Origin of the sequence: Flavobacterium pasteuri, from assembly GCF_048286615.1 — a bacterium.
GTDB lineage: Bacteria > Bacteroidota > Bacteroidia > Flavobacteriales > Flavobacteriaceae > Flavobacterium.
Genome location: NZ_JBLVPN010000002.1, coordinates 186836 through 209875, shown reverse-complemented (window position 1 = coordinate 209875; position 23040 = coordinate 186836). Strand labels below are relative to the sequence as shown.

Below are 23040 nucleotides of genomic sequence, written 5' to 3'. Positions count from 1 at the left end.
CAAAATTTAATGAGTTTATCTATTGATTTAAGTATAAACTTTAACAAATGTTAACTTCTTTAGTGGTGAAATAAATTTGTTTATTTAAGAAATTATTATGATTTTTGTAAAATAACTAATTCAAAATAAATTTAATATGAGATCAAAATTCAAATGGATTTTTTCGTTGCTATTGGCATTGTCAATGCAATTTGCGTTTGCACAAGAAAAGACGGTATCTGGTGTTGTTACAGATGCTATGGGGCCTATTCCAGGAGCAAATGTTATTGTTAAGGGTACAAATAATGGTGTTCAAACAGACTTTGAAGGTAAATATGCTATCAAAGCTAAAACGGGAGATGTTTTGGTTTTCTCTTTTATAGGGATGTCTAATTCATCAGTTACTGTTGGGGCAACAAGTGTTGTTAGTGTTAAATTAACATCATCTTCCCAAACACTTGAAGAGGTTGTAGTTGTTGGTTACGGAACTCAAAAGAGAGGTAAAGTCGTACAATCTAGTAAAGTTGTTGGTAATGGAGCATTAGATAATTTAACGGTTTTGTCTCCACAACAAATGCTTCAAGGTCAGGCTGCGGGAGTTCAGGTTGTTCAGTCATCAGGAGTTCTTGGTGCAGCAACTGTGGTTAAAATTAGAGGAAATGCATCTATTACTGCAGGTGGTAGACCATTGTACGTTATAGACGGTGTTCCGTTGAATGATAACTCATTTACTAGTACTCAAGGAGGTCAGGCTCTTAATCCTTTATTAGAGATTAATCCTAATGATATAGAAACTCAAACGGTTTTGAAAGACGCTGCAGCAACTGCTATTTATGGTTCTAGGGGGTCTAATGGTGTGATTTTGATTACTACAAAAACAGGTAAGAAAAACCAGCCAGCAAAGGTGACTTTTGAGCAAACACTTTCTGTAAGTAGAGCTACTGACTTATTGTCTATGATGGATGGTGAAGAATACCGTAGGTTTAAAACACTAAGAGGTGACAATCCAGCTAATTTCTTGAATGATGATTATGATTGGCAAGCAGGTGTTACAAGGGATGGTGTTTCTAGAGGGACTAATTTATCGGTTTCAGGCGGAAATGATAAAACAACATATTATGTAGGTTTTGGTAGATCTGATCAAGAAGGTTTTATAATTGGAAACAAATTGAGCTCTACTAATGGTAAGATCTCTTTGAATACTGATGTAAATGACAAAATTAAAATTGGTGGTAACTTTTCATTTAGTGAAGTGTATAATGATAGAGTAGGATCAGAGAATAGTACTTTTGCTCCTCTGACTGCTGCATATCTTCAAAGTCCTTGGATATCTCCATACGATTCTCAAGGTCAATTAACTCAACTAGCGGGTTTTATTCCTAATGTTGTTGCTATTGAAACATTTGATACGAATGATGCAAAAACAACAAGAGCGTTCGGTAATTTATTTGCTGAAGTGCAATTATATAAAGGATTAAAGTACAAAGCAGATTTTGGTATTGATAGATTATTACTAGAGCAAAAAGAACGCTCATTTGAAATAAATTCACCAGGAGGATACGGTTATTATTCTACAGATATTCAAAATAAATATGTTGTAACAAATACGTTGAGCTACGAAAAAACTATTGCTAAGCATTCTTTGTCAGGTATTTTAGGTACTACTTATGAGCAAAATGATATAACAAGGGCAGCAGTTGAGGCTATTAATTTTGCATCTGACTTGCAATTAAATATTGATTCAGGTTCTGAGAAAACAACGACAAGTTCTCGTACTCAAAATTCTAGATTAAATGGATATTTTGCAAGAGTTGCTTATGATTTTGATTCCAAGTATCTTTTTGAGGCTTCTGGAAGAAGAGATGGATCTTCAAGATTTGCTGAGAATAAAAAATTTGGTAATTTCTGGGCACTTTCAGGTGGATGGAATTTGATAAATGAAGATTTTATGAGTAATGTAAACTTTTTTTCTGATTTGAAATTAAGAGCTTCAATTGGAACAAATGGTAACGACCGTGTAGGTGATTTTGCATTCTTTCCTCTTTATGCTGGTGGCACAGGTGGAGCTTATAACGGTGCGCCAGGTTTTACTAATACGCAGCCAGAAAATAAAGATTATAGATGGGAACAATCTAAAACTACAAATATCGGTTTAGATCTAGGGTTTCTTAATAATAGAATAACACTTTCTGTTGATGCTTATTACAAGAAAACTACAGATTTGATTTTGAATGTACCTATTGCTGGATCAAACGGTTTTACTGTAATTGCTGCTAATGCAGGTTCTATGGAAAATAAAGGTTTAGAGTTTGATTTAACTACTAGAAATATTGAAACTAAAGACTTTAAATGGAGAACAACTTTAAATGTTTCTACTAACAAGAATAAAGTTCTTACATTGCCAGGTGCTTCAGTAGGTCCTGATGGAAACAGATTTATTGGTGGAGGATCTAGTCAAAGAGCTATAGAAGGATATTCTGTTAATACTTTCTTCTTAGTAAGATACGTAGGGGTTAATGCGCAAACAGGAAATGCTGAGTGGCTTGATGTTAACGGTAAAGTAACTACAACGCCTACTGATAATGACAGAGTTGTTGTGGGTGATGCTAATCCAGAATTTTTTGGAGGTATTAACAATGCTTTTAACTACAAAAATTTTGATTTAAATATTTTTGCTAACTTTAGCTACGGAAATGAAATATATGTTGATGGTCAAAGATTTACTGATAACTTAACAAATGATTTCAACAAAACATCTAAAGTGTTGGATTATTGGACTACTCCTGGTCAAAATGCTTATACTCCATCTTTGACAAGCCCAACAAGAGCTATTTTTGCACGTAGGTCCACTAATCAGTTAAAGGATGCATCTTTTTTAAGGATTAATAACGTAACTTTTGGATATAACTTAAGTTCAAGTGTTTTTAAAGATTCGAACTTCTTTACGTCAGCAAGAATGTATGTTACAGCTACTAACTTATACACCTTCAAAAATAAAGAAATGGCTGGAGTTGATCCTGAAACAACAAGTACTGTTGCTAACCTAACACAAGGTGAAACTTTCTTTACGCCTCCTCAATCGAAATCGTACTTATTGGGTGTTAAATTAACTTTCTAAAATAAATAAATTATGAAAAATATAAAAACTCTCCTTGTTGTTTTATCAGTACTCGCGCTATCTGGATGTGAGAACTCATTAGATCTAGCTCCTGAGGATTCATTAACTCCTGCTATTATTTTCTCAAATGAGGCTTTAGCAGGAAATGCTGTAAATGGTATGTATAGTAGTTTGCAAAGTTCAAATGTACTGTCTGGTATTCCTGACACTATGTCTGAATGGCAAGCTGATAATGTAGAATTTGTTGGTTCATTTCCTACATTTGATGAAATACATACCTATAATACATTGTCGGACAATACTTCAATTTTAAACGTTTGGAACGCGGCTTATCTTTCTGTTAATCAAGCTAATATGATCATTAAAAATGTTCCTTTGGTTAATTCTGCCTCATTTTCTACTGAAAGTAGAAATGATATGGTGGGACAAGCTAGGTTTGTTAGAGGATTATTATTCTTCAAGCTTTCACAAATGTTCGGAAAACAATTAAAGCAAGATCCTTCAGGTGGAAGTTTGTCTATTCCATTAATTTCGGAACCATTTCAAGGTGTTGTTAACCAACCTTCAAGAGCTACTTTGAAAGAAGTTTATGGTTTTGTTGAGCAAGATTTATTGTTTGCTAAGTCTGCAATTACTAATACAGCAAAAAGTAGAGCTACATCTGCTGCTGCATCTGCTTTGTTGGCTAGATTATATTTATATCAAGAGCGTTGGCCAGAAGCTGCAGCTAATGCAAACACAGTTATAAATACTGCGGGTATTTCTTTAGCTGCTAACTATGCTTTTTATAACAATCAAAGTACAGAACATATTTTTCAGTTACAAAATGTAGCTGGAGATGCTGGTTTTGCAGAATCATTTTCAAAATTGTACAGCCCTACCGCTTTTGGAGGTAGAGGAGATACTCCATTTTCAGCTAACCTAAGAACTGCTTTTGAAGCACAATCAGGTGATTTACGTTATCGTTTGTCAAGAGTTGGTGTTGATGCTAAAAATAGGTCTTCTTTGTTTACTACAAAGTATCCTAATGGTACTGCAAATACGGATGATCCAAATGTATTACGTGTTTCAGAAATGTACATGATTAGAGCTGAAGCTAATTTAAGAGGTAACCTTACTGTTGGAGGTGTTACTCCTGTAGCAGATGTTAATAGAATTAGAACTAGAGCAGGTTTGACTCCGCTTGTTACTGTAAATCTTACTGAGATTATTGAAGAAAGAAGAAAAGAATTTTGTTTTGAAGGTTTAAGAAGAATGGATCTATTAAGAAATAATCTACCTCTAAGAGCTTCTGACATGGCAAATTTTGCAAAATCTCAGCCAACTGCTGATAAAGTTGTATTTCCAATTCCTCAGAGAGAGAGAGATAATAACCCTAATTTAATTCAGAATACAGGATACTAACAAAGAAACCCTCTTCGGAGGGTTTTTTAATTTTAATGTTATGAAATATCTTTACCTTTTACTTTTTCCAGTTATTTCTTTTTCTCAAAACTTGATGGAAAGAGAATTAATTGTTCAATCATATGATAAATATAAAGTCAATAATCTCATAAGTAGAAATCATATTAAGAATATAAATCAATCAAAGCTAATTTATGATTTTAAAAGGAAAAGCAAAATTATTGATTCTGAGTTAAGTTCATTGCAAAAAATAATTAATGGGATTCCATATTATTACAAGACCTTTAATGAGAATTCAGCGGTTACCATAGGAGCAAATGAATTGTATGCTACAGGTAGTTTAGGATTAAATTTAAGTGGTTCTTCAATGTTTGCCGGTGTTTGGGATGGTGGAAAAGTTAGAGATTCTCATGTTGAATTATCTAAGAGAGTGTCAATTGTTGATGGAGGTGGTGAATTTAGTGATCACGCTACACATGTTACTGGAACGATAATTGCCTCAGGTGTTTCACCCCTTAGACGAGGGATAGCTTATCAAGCAAATGCACTTACACATGATTGGAATTCTGATATTGATGAAATGACAAATTATGCTAATCAAGGATATCTTGTTTCAAATCATTCTTATGGTTATGCTTTGACTCCCTCTTCACCGAAATCAGTTTTTGGTAGTTATGATGATTCTTCTCAAGAAATAGATGATCTCTCAAATACCTTTCCTTATTATCAAGTAGTTTATGCTGCGGGTAACGATAGAAGTGATTTTACATTACCTCAAATACAGGATAAATTTGGATTTGATATGATAACAGGAGCATCTTGTTCTAAGAATAGTATAGTAGTTGCTGCTGTTGATAAGGTTGTCAATTATTTTGATAATACAAGTGTAACAATGAGTCCATTTAGTAATTATGGTCCCACTGATGATGGGCGTGTAAAACCGGATATCGCTGCACAAGGTGTTGGTATAAGTTCTACTACTTCTTCAACTAATACAAGTTATGGTGTAAATAATGGAACTTCTATGGCGGCACCTGCGATAACAGGCCTAATACTCCTTTTACAAGAGCATTACAATAATCTGAATTTTTCTAAATACATGAAAGCTTCAATGGTTAGAGGACTTATTTTGCATACTTCAAATGAAGCTGGTAGTGGTCTAGGTCCGGATTATGAATTTGGTTGGGGGTTAGCAAACGGTAAAAAAGCATCTCAGGTAATTTCCAATGCTAATAGATCTAATATTTTTGAAATGAATGTTTTAAGTCAGAACAGTGTTTTTACTAAAACAATGACTAATAATACTCTTCAACCATTAAATATTACCATTTGTTGGACGGATCCAACTGCAAATCAAAATACAGCAGATATTATTGATGAAAGAACTCCAAGACTTGTTAATAATCTTGATTTAAAAGTTTTTAAGGATGGTGTTGTATATTATCCTTGGAAATTAGATCCTAATAATCCACAGAGTCCTGCCACTAATTCTTCTGATAATGATGTGGATAATATAGAGAAAATATTTATCGAAAATGCTGAACCAGGTACTTATACTATTCAAGTCAGCCACAAAGGGTCACTTTTGAATGGTAATCAGGAATTCACTTTGATTGCAGATGGTCAAAATGGATTAACTTTAGCTACTGTAGATTTTGAAAAAGATAATTCTATTAAATTGTATCCTAATCCAGTGCAAGAAAATTTATTTTTCGATTTACCAGAGTCATTTTCTCCATCTGATGTTGAAATTTACGATATTACCGGAAAATTAATTCGAATCTTTAAATATGAAGAAAAGAACAGTGTAAAGGTAGGTAACTTGAAATCAGGAGTATATATTGTTACGTTTATTAGTCAAGATAAAAGACTTAGTGTTAAGTTTCTTAAGGAATAGGCACTTTAGTTTCATTCAAGGCTTTAAAAAACATCCACGTACGCTGGATGTTTTTTTATTTATAGCTATTTATAATATACCTTTGCCAATATAAATGATATCATTACCTAATTATATTCCTTTAAAATGAGAATAGTATTTTATCTGTATTTTTTTGTCTTTTCTGCTGTAGTTTTTTCTCAACAAAAAAGAGAACAGACTATAATTTATGAAAGTAAATACAATAGCTCAGATTCTGTTAAAAAGCAGATTCAAAAAACAGCCACCATCGATCTATACAAAGTAATCACAATTGAAAATGATACAACATATATTGACACATCATTAACAATTCAAAAAGAATACAGCCATAACTATTTGCGAAAAGACATTTTTGGCCTCTTACCTTTCGCAAATGATGGCCAAACATACAATACACTTCAGTATAGTTTAACGGATTTCTCACCTTTTCCGGAATTTGGTTTTAAAGCAAAACATTTCAATTTTTTAGAGGCAAACCAAATACGCTATTATTCCGTTGCGACTCCAGTTACCGAATTATATTTTAAAACTACTGTCAGAAAAGGGCAGTCTGTTGATGCTTTTATTACATTAAATACTTCTGAAAATCTTAATTTTTCTATTGCATATAAAGGTTTACGTTCAGAGGGGGAATTTATCAATCAGTTATCTAGTACAGGTAATTTTAGATTCACCACTAGTTATAACACTAAGAATAAGCGCTATTTTGCTAAAGTGCATTATACTTTTCAAGACATTTTTAATGAGGAAAATGGAGGGATAACAACAATAGATGATTTCGAAAGTGAAGATCCAAACTATAATAATCGACAACGATTTGAAGTTTACTTTTCAGATGCTAAGTCTTTTCTTAAAGGAAAAAGAATATTTCTAGATCATAATTTCAGGATAAATTCAGAAAAAGGGAATAATAACTTGTATTTATCCCATCAGTTCAATTATGAGAATAAATTTTTTGAATACAACCAAGCTACCGTTCCATCAACAGTAGGAGGGACAATTGTATATAGATTTGGGGAGTCTTTTAAAACCAGCGGGATAAATGATCAAACCCGTTACAATAAAATGTACAATAGAGTAGGGCTGGTTTATGAGAATACTACTTTAGGTAAATTCCAGTTTTTTGCTGATGATTTTAGATCGAATTATTATTACGATCAGATTCTGATTTTTGATAATCAAAATGTGATACCAAGTTCATTTAGTCAAGAAATTAATAGTGTTGGAGGTCAATATGAGTACCAAAAAAACAAATGGAATGGTAAGTTTTTATATTCAAGATCTGTAACGGCGCAGTCTTTGTCAAATCTTGATGCTAAATTAGAATATGATTTTAATGATGAAACACAATTCTCATTTCAGTATCAGAATATAAATAAATTACCAAACAGTAATTACAATCTATATCAAAGTAGTTACGTTCAGTACAATTGGTCAAATGATTTTAAGAACGAAAAAATAAATTCAATTAGCGCAAATGTAATTACTCCTTGGATAGATGCAGAAGTGCAGTTTTCAGTTTTAAAAGATCATTTGTATTTTAATGATGTGTCTAGCTCTGAACAAGCGCTAGCAAGAACGCAAATAGTTGCCCCATCTCAATATGATGGGACAATAAATTACTTGTCTGTAAAAGTAAGTAGAGAATTAAGATTTGGAAATTTTGCTCTAGACAATACTATTTTATATCAAAAAGTTGATCAGCAAGATGCGATTTTAAATGTTCCAGAAATAGTAACAAGAAACACATTTTATTATTCGAATCATTTATTTAAAAAAGCTTTGTTTTTGCAAACAGGTATCTCGCTCAATTACTTTTCGAGCTATTTTACCAATGATTATAATCCTGTGATAGGAGAGTTTTTTGTTCAAAACGATAAAAAAATTGGAAATCATCCAAACTTTGACTTTTTTATAAACGCAAAGATTCAAAGAACACGTATTTATCTCAAAGCGGAGCATTTTAATTCGTCTCTAATGGGTAATAATTTTTATTCCTCACCAAATAATCCATCGCGTGATTTCACGATTCGATTCGGATTAATTTGGAACTTCTTTAATTAATAATTTCTGATAGTTGTATAGCTTTTAAATGCTATTTTCTTGGGCGTTTCCCGTGCTGTCCGCTGTATCTTTACTTGCTTAAAGAAAGCAAGTAAAGGATGTCGCTACTATCACTAACGCAAAATTCCGTTAACGAGGATATTTTTGTAACAAAATACTATCTTTGTATTAGTATTTACAACAAATTACAATCTTAAATTCACAAAAAAATGCGCTACGCAGAAAACATATTAGGAACAATAGGAAATACACCATTAGTAAAACTGAATAAGGTGACTGCAGAAGTAGATGCTTTGGTACTTGCTAAGGTGGAAACGTTCAACCCTGGAAATTCCGTAAAGGATAGAATGGCAGTAAAAATGATTGAAGATGCCGAAGCTGACGGAAGATTAAAACCAGGCGGAACTATTATTGAAGGAACTTCTGGGAATACAGGAATGGGATTGGCATTAGTAGCCATCATAAAACGATACAAACTGATTTGTGTGATTTCAGATAAACAGTCGAAGGAAAAGATGGATATTCTTCGTGCAGTAGGAGCTAAAGTTGTGGTTTGTCCTACAGATGTTGAGCCTACGGATCCGCGTTCTTACTATTCGGTTTCCAAAAGATTAGCCAAAGAAACGCCTAATTCTTGGTATGTGAATCAATACGATAACCCTTCAAATGCTATCGCACATTACGAACAAACGGGTCCGGAAATTTGGGAGCAAACAGGTGGTAAAATCACTCATTTTGTTGTTGGAGTAGGGACTGGAGGAACAATTTCAGGTGTAGCTAAATATTTAAAAGAGAAAAATTCAAACATTAAAATTTGGGGAATAGATACCTATGGTTCTGTATTTAAAAAGTATCATGAAACCGGAATTTTTGATGAAAATGAAATTTATTCGTATATCACAGAAGGGATTGGAGAAGATATTCTTCCAAAAAATGTTGATTTTTCTTTGATTGACGGATTTACAAAAGTAACGGATAAAGATGCAGCGGTTTATACCCGTAAAATTGCACTTGAAGAAGGAATATTTGTAGGAAATTCGGCTGGAGCTGCGATAAAAGGATTATTACAACTCAAAGAACATTTCAAACCTGAAGATGTCGTGGTTGTTTTATTCCATGATTCAGGAAGCCGTTACGTAGGTAAAATGTTCAATGATGATTGGATGCGTGAACGTGGTTTTTTAGACGAAGAAATTACAAAAGCTGAGGATGTTATTAAAGATCATATCGATAAACCATTAATTGTAGTTCGCACAGAAGAATTAGTTTCGCATGCTATAGAAAGAATGCGTAAATACAAGATATCTCAAATTCCGGTTATTGACGTTACAGGATTTGTAGGTTCTGTTGATGAAAGTGATTTGTTTCAAAGCTATGTTGCCGATAAAAATGTTGCTGACAAACCTATAAAAGAAGTTATGGGAAAACCATTTCCGATAGTAAAATTTGGTACTCCAATAGAAGAAGTTTCTCGATTATTTACAAAAGAGAATGAAGCCGTTTTGATCGAATTAGAAAATGGAAATCACCATATTATTACCAAATATGATATTATTGGATCGATAAAATAAAATTTTATAATACAAAAATAGTAAAGTTTTTAAAGCCATGAATTTGACGAGTTTATTTCGTTAAATTTGTGGTTTTTTAGATTTATAAGAAACATATAATATGACCTTTACTGCCATAGATTTTGAAACCGCAACAGCATTCCATCCATGTTCCGTTGGTATTGTTACCGTAGAAAACGGAATAATTGTTGATGAGTTTGTTAGTTTAATTAAGCCACCAAACAATCTATATTCGCCTTTTACGATTCAAGTTCATGGGATATATCCGCGAGATACGGTTAATGCAAAATCATTTGCACAGGTATATCCTGAAATACAAAAACGCCTTAAAAATAGAGTAGTTGTAGCCCACAATGAGAGTTTCGACAGAAATGTTCTTGCGAAATCAATGGCGCTTTATGGTTTGGATTATGCTGATTTGAATATTGCATCCCGTTGGGAATGTACCGTTAAAATTTACAAAGCCAAAGGGTTAAAGCCAACTAAATTAAGTGATTGTTGTCGAGAAATGAATATAGCATTAAATCATCACGAAGCATTATCTGATGCTCGGGCTTGTGCCAAATTATATATGTTGAAATAAAATTCTTTCATTTTAGTTTTTTTTCCTTATTTTAGAAGTCTCTTATCTCCAAGTATATACTCTATTATCTAAAAAAAAAATGAAAGAAGATTTTCTACATTACCTCTGGAAGTTTAAGAAGTTTGATGTTCTGAATTTAAAGACTGTCAACAACGAGGAAATCACAATTGTCAATGTAGGTCAGTATCTTGAATTAGCAGGGCCAGACTTTTTTAATGCTCAGATAGTTATTGGTACTCAAAAATGGGCGGGTAACGTTGAAATTCATCTTAAATCTTCGGATTGGTATGTGCATCATCACGAAAAAGATGTGGGTTATGAAAATGTAATTTTGCATGTGGTTTGGGAACATGATGTGGCCGTTTTTAGAAGCGATAATTCTGAAATTCCAGTTTTAGAATTAAAAAAATACGTAGAAAAAGCGACTGTTGAAAACTATCAGTCTTTAATGACCCCGAAATCATGGATTTTTTGTGAAAAACAACTAAAAAATGTTAACGCGTTTGCATTGCAAAACTGGCAAGAACGGTTGTTTTTTGAACGTTTGGAAAGAAAATCTCAACCTATATTTGATTTATTAGAGCAAACCAATCAAGATTGGGAAGGAGTTTTATTCTGTTTATTAGCTAAGAATTTTGGATTAAACACAAACGGCGAAATTTTCTATAAAATGGCGCAGTCTCTTCCTTTTTCAACAATTAGAAAGGAAAGTTTTGAAGTCGAAAACTTAGAAGCTTTAATTTTTGGTGCTGCTGGATTATTGAATTCTGAAAAAGAAGATAACTATTTCAAGGACTTTAAATTTAGATATTTCTACTTGTTGCATAAGTATCAAATGGAAAAGGTTTGTTTGGAACCAGTACAGTTTTTTAAACACCGACCGGATAATTTCCCAACGATACGACTCTCTCAATTAGCTAATTTATACCATAGTAAGCAGAATTTATTTTCTAAAATAAGTAGCCTAAATTCATTGAAAAGTACTTACGAATTGTTTCAAATTACTGCTTCGGAATATTGGCAAAGCCATTATCAGTTTGATAAAGAAAGCCCGATAAAAAAGAAAACACTGTCTAAATCTTTTATTGATTTAATTGTGATAAATACTATAATTCCGATTCAATTTGCTTTTGCAAAAAGTCAAGGAAAAGAAATTTCGGAGGACTTAATTAGCTTTTTAAATGAAGTTGCGGCAGAGAAAAATGCCATTATAGAAAAATTTACTTCTTTTGGAATACTATCAAAAACTGCTTTTGAAACACAATCTTTGTTGCAACTAAAGAATGAATATTGTAATAAAAGCAAGTGTTTAGAATGTGCTATAGGTATGGAATTAATGAAAAAAAGTTGATATGTTGATTCGTTTATTCATTTATACGAAAAATTCGTAATTTTGCTAATAATTCATAACTCATAAAATGTCAGTAGTAATAAAACTAAAGTTCTTTTTTGAAAAACATGGTTTTCATGTTTCTTCTCGTTTAGCTGATACTTTGGGAATGCGTGCTAGTAGTGTGCGATTGTTTTTTATCTATTTGTCTTTTGTCACTGTAGGTTTATGGTTTGCGGTTTATCTCACATTGGCCTTTTGGATTCGATTGAAAGATTTAATTCGCGCCAAACGAACTTCGGTTTTTGATTTGTAAATAGCTATAAATGAAAAAGGGATTATAAAGTATTTAAATACTTTATAATCCCTTTTTCATTTATTACAAAATTTTATTTGTCTGGATTGTTTAATTTACTGTTTTTCTTTCCGTAAACAAAGTAAATAACAACACCTAATGCCATCCAAATAACAAGTCTCGCCCAGCTTTCATTTGGTAACGAATACATCAAGGCTAGACAGATTAGGATTCCTGCAATTGGTACAAAAGGTACTAAAGGCGTGCGGAAAGATCTTGGAGCATCTGGCATTTTTTTACGCATTACTAAAACTCCGATACATACTAAAACGAAGGCTAATAAAGTTCCAATACTTACCATATGACCTAAATCACTTACTGGCACAAAACCTGCAAAAAGGCTTACGAATACCATAAAGAAAAGATTTGTTTTCCATGGTGTTCTGAATTTTGCGTGAATATCACTAAAGAAAGAAGGTAATAAACCATCTTTACTCATCGTATAGAAAACACGACTTTGTCCCATTAACATCACAAGCATTACAGAAGTATAACCCGCTAAAATAGCTACAATTAAACCAGTTTGTAAAAACGTATATCCAGTTCTTGCAAATGCAGTTGCTGCTGGTTTAGCATCTCCTGCAAATTCATTATACGGAACAAGTCCAGTCATTACATGTGCAAATAATACATATAAAATAGTACAAATGATAAGAGATCCTAATATACCAATTGGCATCCCTTTTTGTGGGTTTTTTGCTTCTTGAGCTGCTGTAGAAACTGCGTCAAAACCAATGAAAGCAAAAAATACAGTTCCAGCTCCTGCGGCAATTCCTGACCATCCAAATTCTCCAAAAACACCTGTGTTTTCAGGAATGTATGGCGTGTAATTTGCGGTGTCAATAAAGCTCCATCCTAAAACAATAAACATAATAACTACTATTACTTTTACTATAACTAGGAAGTTATTTATAGATGCAGATTCTTTAGTTCCTCTGATCAATAACAAGGATAACATTGAAACGATAAAAATAGCAGGAAGATTAATGATTCCTCCTTCTATAATTGTTCCGTCACTTAATTTTAATGTTTCCCAGGGAGAACATATTAAATTATGTGGAAGATGTATTCCGTATTTGTTTAATAATTCGAGTAAATATCGCGACCAACTTACCCCTACTGTAGCGGCTCCTAATGCGTATTCAAGAACTAAATCCCAACCGATAATCCAAGCCATAAATTCTCCCATAGTTGCATAAGAGTATGTATAAGCACTACCTGCAACGGGTATCATTGATGCGAACTCAGCATAGCAAAGTCCTGCAAAAGCACATCCTACGGCGGCTAGAATAAATGAAAGTGTAACTGCTGGACCGGCATGCTCAGCGGCAGCAATACCTGTTAATGAGAATAATCCTGCTCCAATAATTGCTCCAACTCCAAGTGCTACTAATGAACGTGAAGACAAAGTCCTTTTTAATCCTTTTTCGGATTCTGATGCTTCATTTAGCAGTACCGAAAGTGGTTTTGTTTTCCAAATTGACATGGGTTATATGGTTTTGTTTGTTATTAAGCTCCAAATGTATAGTTTTTTATAAAAAATAAAAACAATAATTTAATTTTAAGTTATAAAAAAGTAATTTAATTGTCTTTATTTGGGGTTTAGTATGAGAAAAAACTTTTTTTGAATGTTGCTGTACTGATTGTCACTCTGTTTTTGAAATAAGTTTTACTTCTTTTAAATATTTTTTCTTAGAAAGTGATAGATCTTGATTTAATTTATAAATTTAGGAATCTTAATTTACTCTATTAATCCTCATATTATAAATGAATATTAAAACTGTGCGAACTTTCTTCAATTATACTCGAGAGCAACGCACGGGTATTTTCGCATTGTTCGTAATCATAATTCTTTTGCAAATGATTTATTTTTTTGCAGACGTTAGTTTTGAAACAAAAGAATATCCTGATAAGCAAAAATGGCTTTCTATTCAGTCTAAAGTTGATTCTATGAAAGTAGATAAGAACAGGAAGTTGCCTAAAATGTATCTTTTTAATCCTAATTTCATAACTGATTATAAAGGATACAAGTTAGGAATGTCAGTGAAAGAAATTGACCGCTTGTTGGCTTTTAGAAAACAAAATAAATATGTTAATTCGCCTAAGGAATTTCAAAACGTAACTAAAATTTCGGACTCATTGTTAAATGTGATGGCTCCTTATTTTAAATTTCCTGATTGGGTAAATAATAAGAAAGAATTTAAAGAATTTAAAAAATATCCAAATCAGGCTTTCGCCAAAAAAGAAAAAATCGTTTTAATCGATATTAATCAGGCATCTAAGGAGGATTTGATAAAAATTTACGGAATAGGTGAGGCGATTTCTTTACGAATTTTAAAACAAAAAGAAAGTTTAGGAGGATTTGTTTCCATGGAACAAATGAAAGATGTTTGGGGATTATCGCCTGAAGTGATTGAGAATCTAAACACTCATTTTAAAGTTTCAGTACTTCCAAATTTTAAGAAAATAGATATTAATAATGCTTCTTTAAAAGAGCTTTCCCAGTTTTATTATTTCAGATACGCTTTAGCAAAAGAAATTGTTACTTATAGAAGCATGAGAGGGAATATTAATAATATTGAGGATTTAACAAAAATTAAGGGATTTCCTGTTGATAAAGCAAAAATAATTGGCTTATATTTGGACTTTAATTAGAAGAATCAAATTTTAAGCTCTTGAAAATTGTGTTTTAAGACATTTTAAAATTGATGTAGCACTTTTATTTACTAATTATTTTAACCGTTAAAAAAAAGAAATCTGAGACATTACTGCATCATTATGTTTCAATTAATACTATTTGTTAAAAAAATATATAATATATGAATTCAATTTATTTCACTGAAGAACACCAAGCGTTTAGAGAAAGTTTAAAAGATTTTTTGCAAAAAGAAGTTGTTCCTCACATAGAGAAATGGGAAAAAACAGGTACAATAGAACGTTTTATTTGGGAAAAATTCGGAAAAATGGGATATTTTGGTATTGCCTATCCAGAATCTTATGGCGGACTTGATTTAGATTTGTTTTACACGGTTATTTTTCTTGAGGAATTACAAAAAATAAAATCATCTGGTTTTGCCGCAGCCATGTGGGCTCATGGGTATTTAGCTATGACGCACTTAAATGCCGAAGGTGACGAAAGAATAAAACAAGACTACTTAGTGCCAAGTATTGCTGGAAAGAAAATAGGTGCTTTATGTATCTCGGAGCCTTTTGGCGGAAGTGACGTAGCAGGAATGCGCACAAATGCCGTAAAAAAAGGAGACAAGTATATTATAAATGGTTCTAAAACGTTTATAACTAATGGTGTTTATGCTGATTATTACATTGTAGCTGCAAAAACAAACCCAGAACTGGGTAACAAGGGAATTAGCATTTTTTTAATGGATACGGGTTTGAAAGGGATATCAGCTTCAAAACTTGATAAACTAGGTTGGAGAGCATCGGATACAGCAGAGATTGCCTTTGATAATGTAGAAATCCCTGCTGAAAATTTAATGGGTGAAGAAGGAAAAGGATTTCCTTATATCATGCAGCATTTTGCTTTAGAGCGTTTAATTATGGCTATTAATGCTCATGCTAGAGCTGAATATGCTATTGATTACACTATTGATTATATGTCACAACGTGAGGCTTTTGGTAAAAAAATCAGTAAGTTTCAAGCATTAAGACATACACTTGTGGAGCATGCAACGGAGGTTGAGCATTGTAAAATTTTCAATTATGCTGCGGTAGCCCGTCTTGATAAAGGGGAATATGTAGTTAAAGAAGCAACAATGGCAAAATTGAAATCTACAAAAGTAGCCGATGAGACCATTTACAGTTGTTTACAAATGCTAGGAGGCTACGGTTACATGGAAGAGTATCCGTTAGCACGCTTGTTTAGAGATAGTCGTTTAGGGCCTATCGGTGGAGGAACATCAGAAATCTTAAAAGAAATTTTAGGGAAAATGATTATTGATAATCAAAATTATGAGCCTGCTGTAAAATAGTTTGGTTTTCTTGGGTTAAGGCACGAGTTGTAAATAATAGTAAGAGTCTTGTTTTTCAAGGCTCTTTTTTTGTGTGAAGGATAGAAGTGGAAATCCTTTATGATGCGTAGCAGCAAATAAAGATTGTAGCGCATAGCCTGACGGCAAGCAGTTACGTTCAAGGAACCAAAACACGTCATAGCCGGCACACCCAAAATAAATAACAATAAATAGCGATAAAGTAAAAATAATGTTTACTTTTGCACACTTAAAGAAAGGGGGTGTCTATATTATGTTAATTATACCAATTAAAGACGGAGAAAATATCGATAGAGCGTTAAAACGTTACAAAAGAAAATTTGATAAAACAGGAACTGTTCGTCAACTAAGAGCACGTACTGCTTTTATTAAGCCTTCAGTTACAAATAGAATCAAAATTCAAAAAGCGGCTTATATCCAAAATATGAGAGATAACTTAGAGAGTTAGTCAATATCTATTAAAATAAAATACCGTTAGTCATTAAAAGTTTTATAACTTTGATGCTAACGGTTTTTTTATGGCTACTAATAAAGACGCATTTCGGGATTATCTACAGTTGGAGAAAAAATATTCTTCACATACCGTTACAGGGTATTGTAATGACATTACTTCTTTCGAATCATTCAATACGATACATTTTGACCAAGAGAACGTAGAGCAAGTTAATTACAGTCAAATTAGAAGTTGGATTGTGTCTCTTGTTGATAATGATATATCAAATACTTCAGTTAATAGAAAAATTGCATCCTTAAAAGCATTTTATAAATTTCTATTAAAAACTAAGCAGATAGAAGTGAGTCCGTTGTTGAAGCACAAGGCATTAAAGGCTACGAAGTTGTTGCAGATTCCTTTTTCTGAAAAGGAGGTTGTTGATGCTTTGGGTGTGATGCAAAATACTGTTGGTTTTGAAGGGATTAGAAATAAACTTATTGTTGATTTGTTTTACACTACAGGAATGCGTAGAGCGGAGTTGATAGGTTTGAAAATTTCAAACATTGATTTGTCTGGTAGCACAATAAAAGTGTTGGGTAAGCGAAATAAGGAGCGAATTCTTCCTGTTTTGCCAATAATAAAAGATCAGTTTGCTTCGTACTTGGAAGAGCGAGGAGGTTTGTTATCTATTGTGGATTGTGATTATTTATTTCTCACAAAAAAAGGGTTAAAATTAAATGATTCCTTTGTGTATCGATTAATAAATTCTTACTTTAGTACTGTCTCTGAAAAAGTAAAAAAGAGCCCCCATATATTGAGACATACTTTTGCAACGCATTTGTTAAATAATGGAGCGGATTTAAATTCAGTCAAGGAATTATTAGGTCATTCTAGTCTGGCATCGACGCAGATATATACGCACAGTAGTTTATCGGAACTGAAAAGTGTATATAAAGAAGCGCATCCACGAGGACGGAAGTAATTTTGAGAAATGTTTAACTATTAAAAAAAATGATTATGAAGGTAAGTGTTCATGCAGTTAACTTTGCTGTTGACAAAAAGCTAGTAGATTTTGTTCAAGAAAGAATGGACAAGTTGGAAAAGTATTATGACAAAGTAGTATCAGCAGATGTTTTTTTAAAGGTTGAAAAAACAAGTGATAAAGAAAATAAAATTGCCGAGGTAAAAATCAATGTTCCTGGAGATGATTTTTTGGTAAAAAAGCAATGTAAAACTTTTGAAGAGGCAGTTGAGCTTTCGGCGGAATCCTTAGAGAGAATGTTGGTAAAAAGGAAAGAAAGAATAAGTTCGCACATTTAATATGAATTTTTTTTAAAAAATGTTTTGATTGAGAGATAAAATCTCTACATTTGCAGTCCGTTAGAAATAGCGGACTTTTTTTATTGATTCGCCAGCGTAGCTCAGTTGGCTAGAGCAGCTGATTTGTAATCAGCAGGTCGTGGGTTCGAGTCCCTCCGCCGGCTCAAGACTGTAAAGGTTTGACGATAAAAAAAGTAGGGGAGATACTCAAGCGGCCAACGAGGGCAGACTGTAAATCTGCTGTGTGAACTTCGCAGGTTCGAATCCTGCTCTCCCCACAAGAATTAATTGTTGGATTGCAAATTTTTAGATTGAAAGTCTAAAGTTAGGAGTCTAAGCTCTTTAATCAAGGGTTCTGCCGACTTAGCTCAGAGGTAGAGTGCTTCCTTGGTAAGGAAGAGGTCACGGGTTCAATTCCCGTAGTTGGCTCAAGTAAGAAGGAAATTGAAATAAATATATAAACTAGATTAAAAATTAAGTAAAATGGCAAAAGAAACCTTTAACCGTTCGAAACCACACTTAAATATTGGTACGATCGGACACGTAGATCACGGTAAAACTACTTTAACAGCAGCAATCACAAAAGTGTTATCTGATGCTGGTTACTGTCAAGCAAAATCATTTGATCAAATTGATAATGCTCCTGAAGAAAAAGAAAGAGGTATTACAATTAACACATCACACGTTGAGTACGAAACTGCTAACCGTCACTACGCACACGTTGACTGTCCTGGTCACGCGGATTACGTAAAAAACATGGTTACTGGTGCTGCTCAAATGGACGGTGCTATCCTTGTTGTAGCTGCAACTGATGGACCAATGCCACAAACACGTGAGCACATCCTTTTAGGTCGCCAAGTTGGTATTCCTAGAATGGTAGTATTCATGAACAAAGTGGATATGGTTGATGATGCTGAGTTGTTGGAACTTGTTGAAATGGAAATTAGAGACTTATTGTCTTTCTACGAATATGATGGAGATAATTGTCCAGTTGTTCAAGGGTCTGCTCTTGGAGGATTGAATAATGATCCAGCTTGGGTACCAAAAATTATTGAATTGATGGAAGCTGTTGATAGCTGGATTGAAGAGCCAGTTCGTGATACAGAAAAACCATTCTTGATGCCAGTTGAGGATGTATTTACAATTACTGGTCGTGGAACTGTTGCTACAGGTCGTATCGAAACTGGTATTGCTAATACAGGAGATGCTGTTGAAATCATTGGTATGGGAGCTGAAAAATTAACTTCTACTATTACAGGAGTTGAGATGTTCCGTAAAATCCTTGATAGAGGTGAAGCAGGAGATAACGTAGGTTTATTGTTGCGTGGTGTTGATAAAGAATCTATCAAAAGAGGAATGGTTATCATTAAGCCAGGATCAGTTAAACCACACGCTACTTTTAAAGCAGAGGTATATATCTTGAAAAAAGAAGAAGGTGGTCGTCATACTCCATTTCATAATAACTACCGTCCACAGTTCTACGTACGTACAACTGATGTAACTGGAGTTATTACTTTGCCAGAAGGTGTAGAGATGGTAATGCCAGGAGATAACTTAACTATTAATGTTGCTTTGTTAAGCCCAATCGCAATGAGCGTTGGTTTACGTTTTGCTATCCGTGAAGGTGGTAGAACAGTAGGTGCTGGTCAAGTAACTGAAATTGTAGGATAATCTACTAAAAATAAATTCAAAAAGTAGTGTCGTTTAACGATGACACTACTTTTTATTCTACGGGCGTAGTTCAAGGGTAGAATAGCGGTCTCCAAAACCGTTGATGGGGGTTCGAATCCCTCCGCCCGTGCAAAAAAATAAATCATAATGACAAAAGTTGTTAATTACATATCAGAAGCATTTGAGGAATTAAAGTCAAATGTTACTTGGCCAGCTTGGGCTGAGGTGCAACGTCTAACGATTGTTGTTGCTGTTTTTTCAGTATTATTCGCTTTGGCAACTTGGGGAGTAGATGAAATTTTCGCAAAAGCTTTGGCTGGATTTTTTAACTGGATAAAAGCATAATTTTTTTTGTTATGGCAGATAATAATATTAAGAAGTGGTATGTTGTTAGAGCAGTAAGCGGGCAAGAAAATAAAGTGAAAGCTTATATTGAAACTGAAATCGCGCGACTAGGAATGGGAGATTATGTTTCGCAAGTTTTAGTGCCTACTGAAAAAGTAGTTACTGTAAAAGAGGGAAAAAAAATAATCAAAGACAAAGTTTATTTCCCTGGTTATGTTATGATTGAAGCAAATCTTATTGGAGAGATACCTCATATTATTAAGTCTATAACAAGTGTTATTGGTTTTCTAGGTGAAATCAAAGGTGGAGAGCCTGTGCCATTGAGAATTTCTGAAGTAAACAGAATGTTAGGTAAAGTGGATGAGTTAGCTGTGAATACAGATACACGTTCTATTCCGTTTAACATTGGTGAGACTATTAAGGTTGTTGATGGGCCTTTTAATGGGTTTAACGGAACTGTTGAAAAAATCAATGAAGAAAAGCGTAAACTGGAAGTAATGGTTAAAATTTTCGGAAGAAAAACACCATTAGAATTGAGTTTTATGCAAGTTGAAAAAGTATAATTTTTTGTTACATCTATAATATCCATTACAGTCGCTTCCAATGATTGTAGTGTTAAATTTTTTAAAAAATGGCTAAAGAAATTAGTAAGGTAGTTAAACTACAAGTTAAGGGAGGTGCTGCGAACCCGTCGCCACCGGTTGGACCTGCTTTAGGAGCTGCTGGGGTAAACATCATGGAATTCTGTAAGCAGTTTAATGCTAGAACTCAAGATAAACCCGGCAAAATATGCCCAGTACAAATTACTGTGTATAAAGACAAATCATTTGATTTTGTTGTAAAAACTCCTCCAGCGGCAGTCCAGTTATTGGAAGCTGCAAAGCTAAAGTCAGGATCTGGTGAACCAAATCGTAAAAAAGTAGCTAGCGTTACTTGGGATGTTATCAAAGCAATTGCTGAAGATAAAATGGTAGATTTAAATGCATTCACAATCGAATCTGCTATGAGCATGATTGCTGGAACAGCTAGATCTATGGGTATAACTGTATCAGGAGATTCTCCTTTTTAATTAAGAGAAAGACATGGCAAAATTGACAAAAAAGCAAAAAGAGGCTGCTTCAAAAATTGAAAAGAACAAATTATACTCTTTAAAAGATGCAGCTGCATTGATAAAAGTAATTGCTTCTGCAAAATTTGATGAGTCTGTTGATATCGCAGTTCGATTGGGTGTAGATCCAAGAAAAGCGAATCAAATGGTTAGAGGTGTGGTAACATTACCTCATGGAACTGGTAAGGATGTTAAAGTATTAGCATTAGTTACTCCAGATAAAGAAGCGGAAGCTTTAGCAGCTGGTGCAGACTATGTAGGTCTTGACGATTACCTTCAAAAAATTAAAGACGGTTGGACAGATGTTGATGTTATCATCACTATGCCTGCTGTTATGGGTAAATTAGGTCCATTAGGTCGTATTTTAGGACCTAGAGGTTTAATGCCAAACCCAAAAACAGGGACTGTGACTATGGATGTTGCAAAAGCTGTTGCTGAGGTAAAAGCTGGTAAAATTGACTTCAAAGTTGATAAAACTGGTATTGTACATGCAGGAATTGGTAAAGTTTCTTTTGGAGCTGAGCAAATTTATGACAATGCACACGAAATTATTCAAACATTAATCAAACTTAAACCAACTGCTGCTAAAGGTACCTATATTAAAGGTATTCACCTTACAAGCACGATGAGTCCTGCAATTGCATTGGATCCAAAAGCAGTATAATTGGTAGTTAATAATTTTTAGTATGACTAGAGAAGAAAAATCAATCGCGATTGAAGAATTAACTGCACAGTTAGCTGGTACAAATATCATTTATGTATCTGATATTTCTGGACTTAATGCAGAAACTACTTCAAGCTTGAGAAGAGCTTGTTTTAAAGCAGGTATAAAATTAGAGGTTGTGAAAAACACATTGCTTGCAAAAGCAATGGAAGCATCTGCAAATGATTATGGTGATCTACCATCTGTATTGACAGGTAATAGCGCTATATTTATCTCAGATGTTGCAAATGCACCTGGAAAAATAATTAAAGATTTCAGAAAAAAATCAGCTAAACCTGTATTAAAGGGAGCTTATATTAATTCTGAAATTTATATTGGAGACGATCAATTAGATGCATTAGCAACTATTAAATCTAAAGAAGAGCTTATCGGCGAACTTATTGGATTATTGCAGTCACCAGCACAAAGAGTTATTTCTGCTCTTCAAAATCAATTCGCAAAAAGCGAAGAGGCTTCAGAAGAAGTAGAAGCATAATAAAACAGACTTTAGAGTCTAATTTTATTTTAAAAAGCGCACAATAAATAAATTATATTTTTACAAATCATTTTAAAACGATAGAAAAAATGGCAGATTTGAAACAATTCGCAGAACAATTGGTTAACCTAACGGTAAAAGAAGTTAACGAATTAGCAACAATATTAAAAGATGAGTACGGAATCGAACCAGCTGCTGCAGCTGTAGTAATTTCAGGTGGTGGAGAAGCTGCTGCTGAAGAAGTACAAACAGAATTCACAGTTGTGCTGAAAGAAGCTGGTGCTTCTAAATTAGCTGTTGTGAAATTAGTAAAAGAACTTACAGGTTTAGGTTTGAAAGAAGCTAAAGACGTAGTAGATAGCGCACCAAGTAATGTTAAAGAAGGTGTAACTAAAGAAGAAGCTGAAGGTCTTAAAAAATCTTTAGAAGAAGCTGGAGCTGTTGTTGAGCTTAAATAGTTAAACTCAGTTTAAAGAATTAGGTTTAGGTCTTGGGTTTAGTCACCCAATGACCTAAACCATTTTTCGTATAACAAAAGTCTAGCTTGTATTTTTACAATTTATACTTTTAAGTACAATTATTTTACCCATTACGAGAAAATAAATCAATAGATAATAAGAAAGTAGTTATCTTAA

At 33.4% G+C, this 23040-nt stretch carries 21 protein-coding genes and 4 tRNA genes; 24 read left to right on the top strand and 1 reads right to left on the bottom strand.

Going from position 1 to position 23040, the window contains the following annotated elements; all coding sequences use genetic code 11:
- Positions 1–136 precede the first annotated feature (136 nt).
- The 8 genes from ACNQF6_RS03535 to ACNQF6_RS03500 all read left to right on the top strand — a co-directional run bounded on the left by ACNQF6_RS03535 (position 137) and on the right by ACNQF6_RS03500 (position 12283).
- Positions 137–3097 carry a SusC/RagA family TonB-linked outer membrane protein gene (locus ACNQF6_RS03535; RefSeq protein WP_417963290.1) on the top strand — a complete coding sequence of 987 codons (2961 nt, stop codon included), beginning with the start codon at positions 137–139 and terminating at the stop codon, positions 3095–3097.
- Positions 3098–3109: 12 nt separating this feature from the next.
- Positions 3110–4501 carry a RagB/SusD family nutrient uptake outer membrane protein gene (locus tag ACNQF6_RS03530; RefSeq protein WP_417963288.1) on the top strand — a complete coding sequence of 464 codons (1392 nt, stop codon included), beginning with the start codon at positions 3110–3112 and terminating at the stop codon, positions 4499–4501.
- A gap of 241 nt (positions 4502–4742) precedes the next feature.
- Positions 4743–6398, top strand: coding sequence for a S8 family serine peptidase (locus ACNQF6_RS03525; RefSeq protein ID WP_417963286.1), 1656 nt, complete (start codon positions 4743–4745; stop codon positions 6396–6398).
- 126 nt (positions 6399–6524) lie between these two features.
- Positions 6525–8483, top strand: a complete 1959-nt coding sequence (locus ACNQF6_RS03520; RefSeq protein WP_417963284.1) for a putative porin — start codon at positions 6525–6527, stop codon at positions 8481–8483.
- 209 nt (positions 8484–8692) lie between these two features.
- Positions 8693–10054 (top strand): pyridoxal-phosphate dependent enzyme, encoded by a 1362-nt coding sequence (locus ACNQF6_RS03515; protein WP_417963282.1) that lies wholly within the window; start codon positions 8693–8695, stop codon positions 10052–10054.
- Positions 10055–10154: 100 nt separating this feature from the next.
- Positions 10155–10637 carry a 3'-5' exonuclease gene (locus tag ACNQF6_RS03510; RefSeq protein ID WP_417963280.1) on the top strand — a complete coding sequence of 161 codons (483 nt, stop codon included), beginning with the start codon at positions 10155–10157 and terminating at the stop codon, positions 10635–10637.
- Between the two features lie 79 nt (positions 10638–10716).
- Positions 10717–11988, top strand: coding sequence for a DUF2851 family protein (locus tag ACNQF6_RS03505; protein WP_417963279.1), 1272 nt, complete (start codon positions 10717–10719; stop codon positions 11986–11988).
- 67 nt (positions 11989–12055) lie between these two features.
- Complete coding sequence (locus ACNQF6_RS03500) at positions 12056–12283, top strand: PspC family transcriptional regulator (RefSeq protein ID WP_099714538.1); 228 nt, start codon at positions 12056–12058, stop codon at positions 12281–12283.
- 73 nt (positions 12284–12356) lie between these two features.
- On the opposite strand, the gene ACNQF6_RS03495 is transcribed toward ACNQF6_RS03500, so the two are convergent.
- Positions 12357–13808 carry an amino acid permease gene (locus ACNQF6_RS03495; protein WP_282710516.1) on the bottom strand — a complete coding sequence of 484 codons (1452 nt, stop codon included), beginning with the start codon at positions 13806–13808 and terminating at the stop codon, positions 12357–12359.
- A gap of 281 nt (positions 13809–14089) precedes the next feature.
- On the opposite strand from ACNQF6_RS03495, the gene ACNQF6_RS03490 reads away from it, so the two are divergent.
- The 16 genes from ACNQF6_RS03490 to rplL all read left to right on the top strand — a co-directional run bounded on the left by ACNQF6_RS03490 (position 14090) and on the right by rplL (position 22863).
- The gene (locus tag ACNQF6_RS03490; protein WP_417963276.1) at positions 14090–14977 is read left to right on the top strand and encodes a ComEA family DNA-binding protein; all 888 of its coding nucleotides are present in this window, start codon (positions 14090–14092) and stop codon (positions 14975–14977) included.
- A gap of 164 nt (positions 14978–15141) precedes the next feature.
- Entirely contained in the window at positions 15142–16311 is a 1170-nt protein-coding gene (locus ACNQF6_RS03485) for an acyl-CoA dehydrogenase family protein (RefSeq protein WP_417963274.1), read from the top strand.
- A gap of 271 nt (positions 16312–16582) precedes the next feature.
- Complete coding sequence (rpsU, locus tag ACNQF6_RS03480; protein WP_035670421.1) at positions 16583–16777, top strand: 30S ribosomal protein S21; 195 nt, start codon at positions 16583–16585, stop codon at positions 16775–16777.
- Positions 16778–16847: 70 nt separating this feature from the next.
- Positions 16848–17744: a tyrosine-type recombinase/integrase gene (locus ACNQF6_RS03475; protein ID WP_282744192.1), complete on the top strand. Its 897-nt coding sequence runs from the start codon at positions 16848–16850 to the stop codon at positions 17742–17744.
- Positions 17745–17779: 35 nt separating this feature from the next.
- On the top strand, positions 17780–18082 hold the full coding sequence (gene hpf / locus ACNQF6_RS03470; protein WP_282710507.1) for a ribosome hibernation-promoting factor, HPF/YfiA family: 303 nt from the start codon (positions 17780–17782) through the stop codon (positions 18080–18082).
- A gap of 90 nt (positions 18083–18172) precedes the next feature.
- Positions 18173–18246: transfer RNA gene (locus ACNQF6_RS03465), tRNA-Thr, on the top strand.
- 33 nt (positions 18247–18279) lie between these two features.
- Positions 18280–18360: transfer RNA gene (locus ACNQF6_RS03460), tRNA-Tyr, on the top strand.
- Between the two features lie 79 nt (positions 18361–18439).
- Positions 18440–18511 (top strand) — tRNA-Thr (locus ACNQF6_RS03455).
- A 54-nt stretch (positions 18512–18565) separates the two neighbouring features.
- Positions 18566–19753 carry an elongation factor Tu gene (tuf, locus tag ACNQF6_RS03450; RefSeq protein ID WP_099714543.1) on the top strand — a complete coding sequence of 396 codons (1188 nt, stop codon included), beginning with the start codon at positions 18566–18568 and terminating at the stop codon, positions 19751–19753.
- 59 nt (positions 19754–19812) lie between these two features.
- Positions 19813–19883: transfer RNA gene (locus ACNQF6_RS03445), tRNA-Trp, on the top strand.
- A 17-nt stretch (positions 19884–19900) separates the two neighbouring features.
- A complete protein-coding gene (secE, locus tag ACNQF6_RS03440; RefSeq protein ID WP_039109059.1) occupies positions 19901–20098 on the top strand; it encodes a preprotein translocase subunit SecE in 198 nt (65 codons plus the stop codon).
- A gap of 11 nt (positions 20099–20109) precedes the next feature.
- On the top strand, positions 20110–20661 hold the full coding sequence (gene nusG / locus ACNQF6_RS03435; protein WP_126455879.1) for a transcription termination/antitermination protein NusG: 552 nt from the start codon (positions 20110–20112) through the stop codon (positions 20659–20661).
- A gap of 68 nt (positions 20662–20729) precedes the next feature.
- Entirely contained in the window at positions 20730–21167 is a 438-nt protein-coding gene (gene rplK, locus ACNQF6_RS03430; protein WP_035639405.1) for a 50S ribosomal protein L11, read from the top strand.
- A gap of 13 nt (positions 21168–21180) precedes the next feature.
- Entirely contained in the window at positions 21181–21870 is a 690-nt protein-coding gene (rplA, locus tag ACNQF6_RS03425; protein WP_072944426.1) for a 50S ribosomal protein L1, read from the top strand.
- A 22-nt stretch (positions 21871–21892) separates the two neighbouring features.
- Positions 21893–22405: a 50S ribosomal protein L10 gene (gene rplJ, locus ACNQF6_RS03420; protein WP_417963271.1), complete on the top strand. Its 513-nt coding sequence runs from the start codon at positions 21893–21895 to the stop codon at positions 22403–22405.
- Positions 22406–22494: 89 nt separating this feature from the next.
- Positions 22495–22863 carry a 50S ribosomal protein L7/L12 gene (gene rplL, locus ACNQF6_RS03415; RefSeq protein WP_417963269.1) on the top strand — a complete coding sequence of 123 codons (369 nt, stop codon included), beginning with the start codon at positions 22495–22497 and terminating at the stop codon, positions 22861–22863.
- Positions 22864–23040 lie beyond the last annotated feature (177 nt).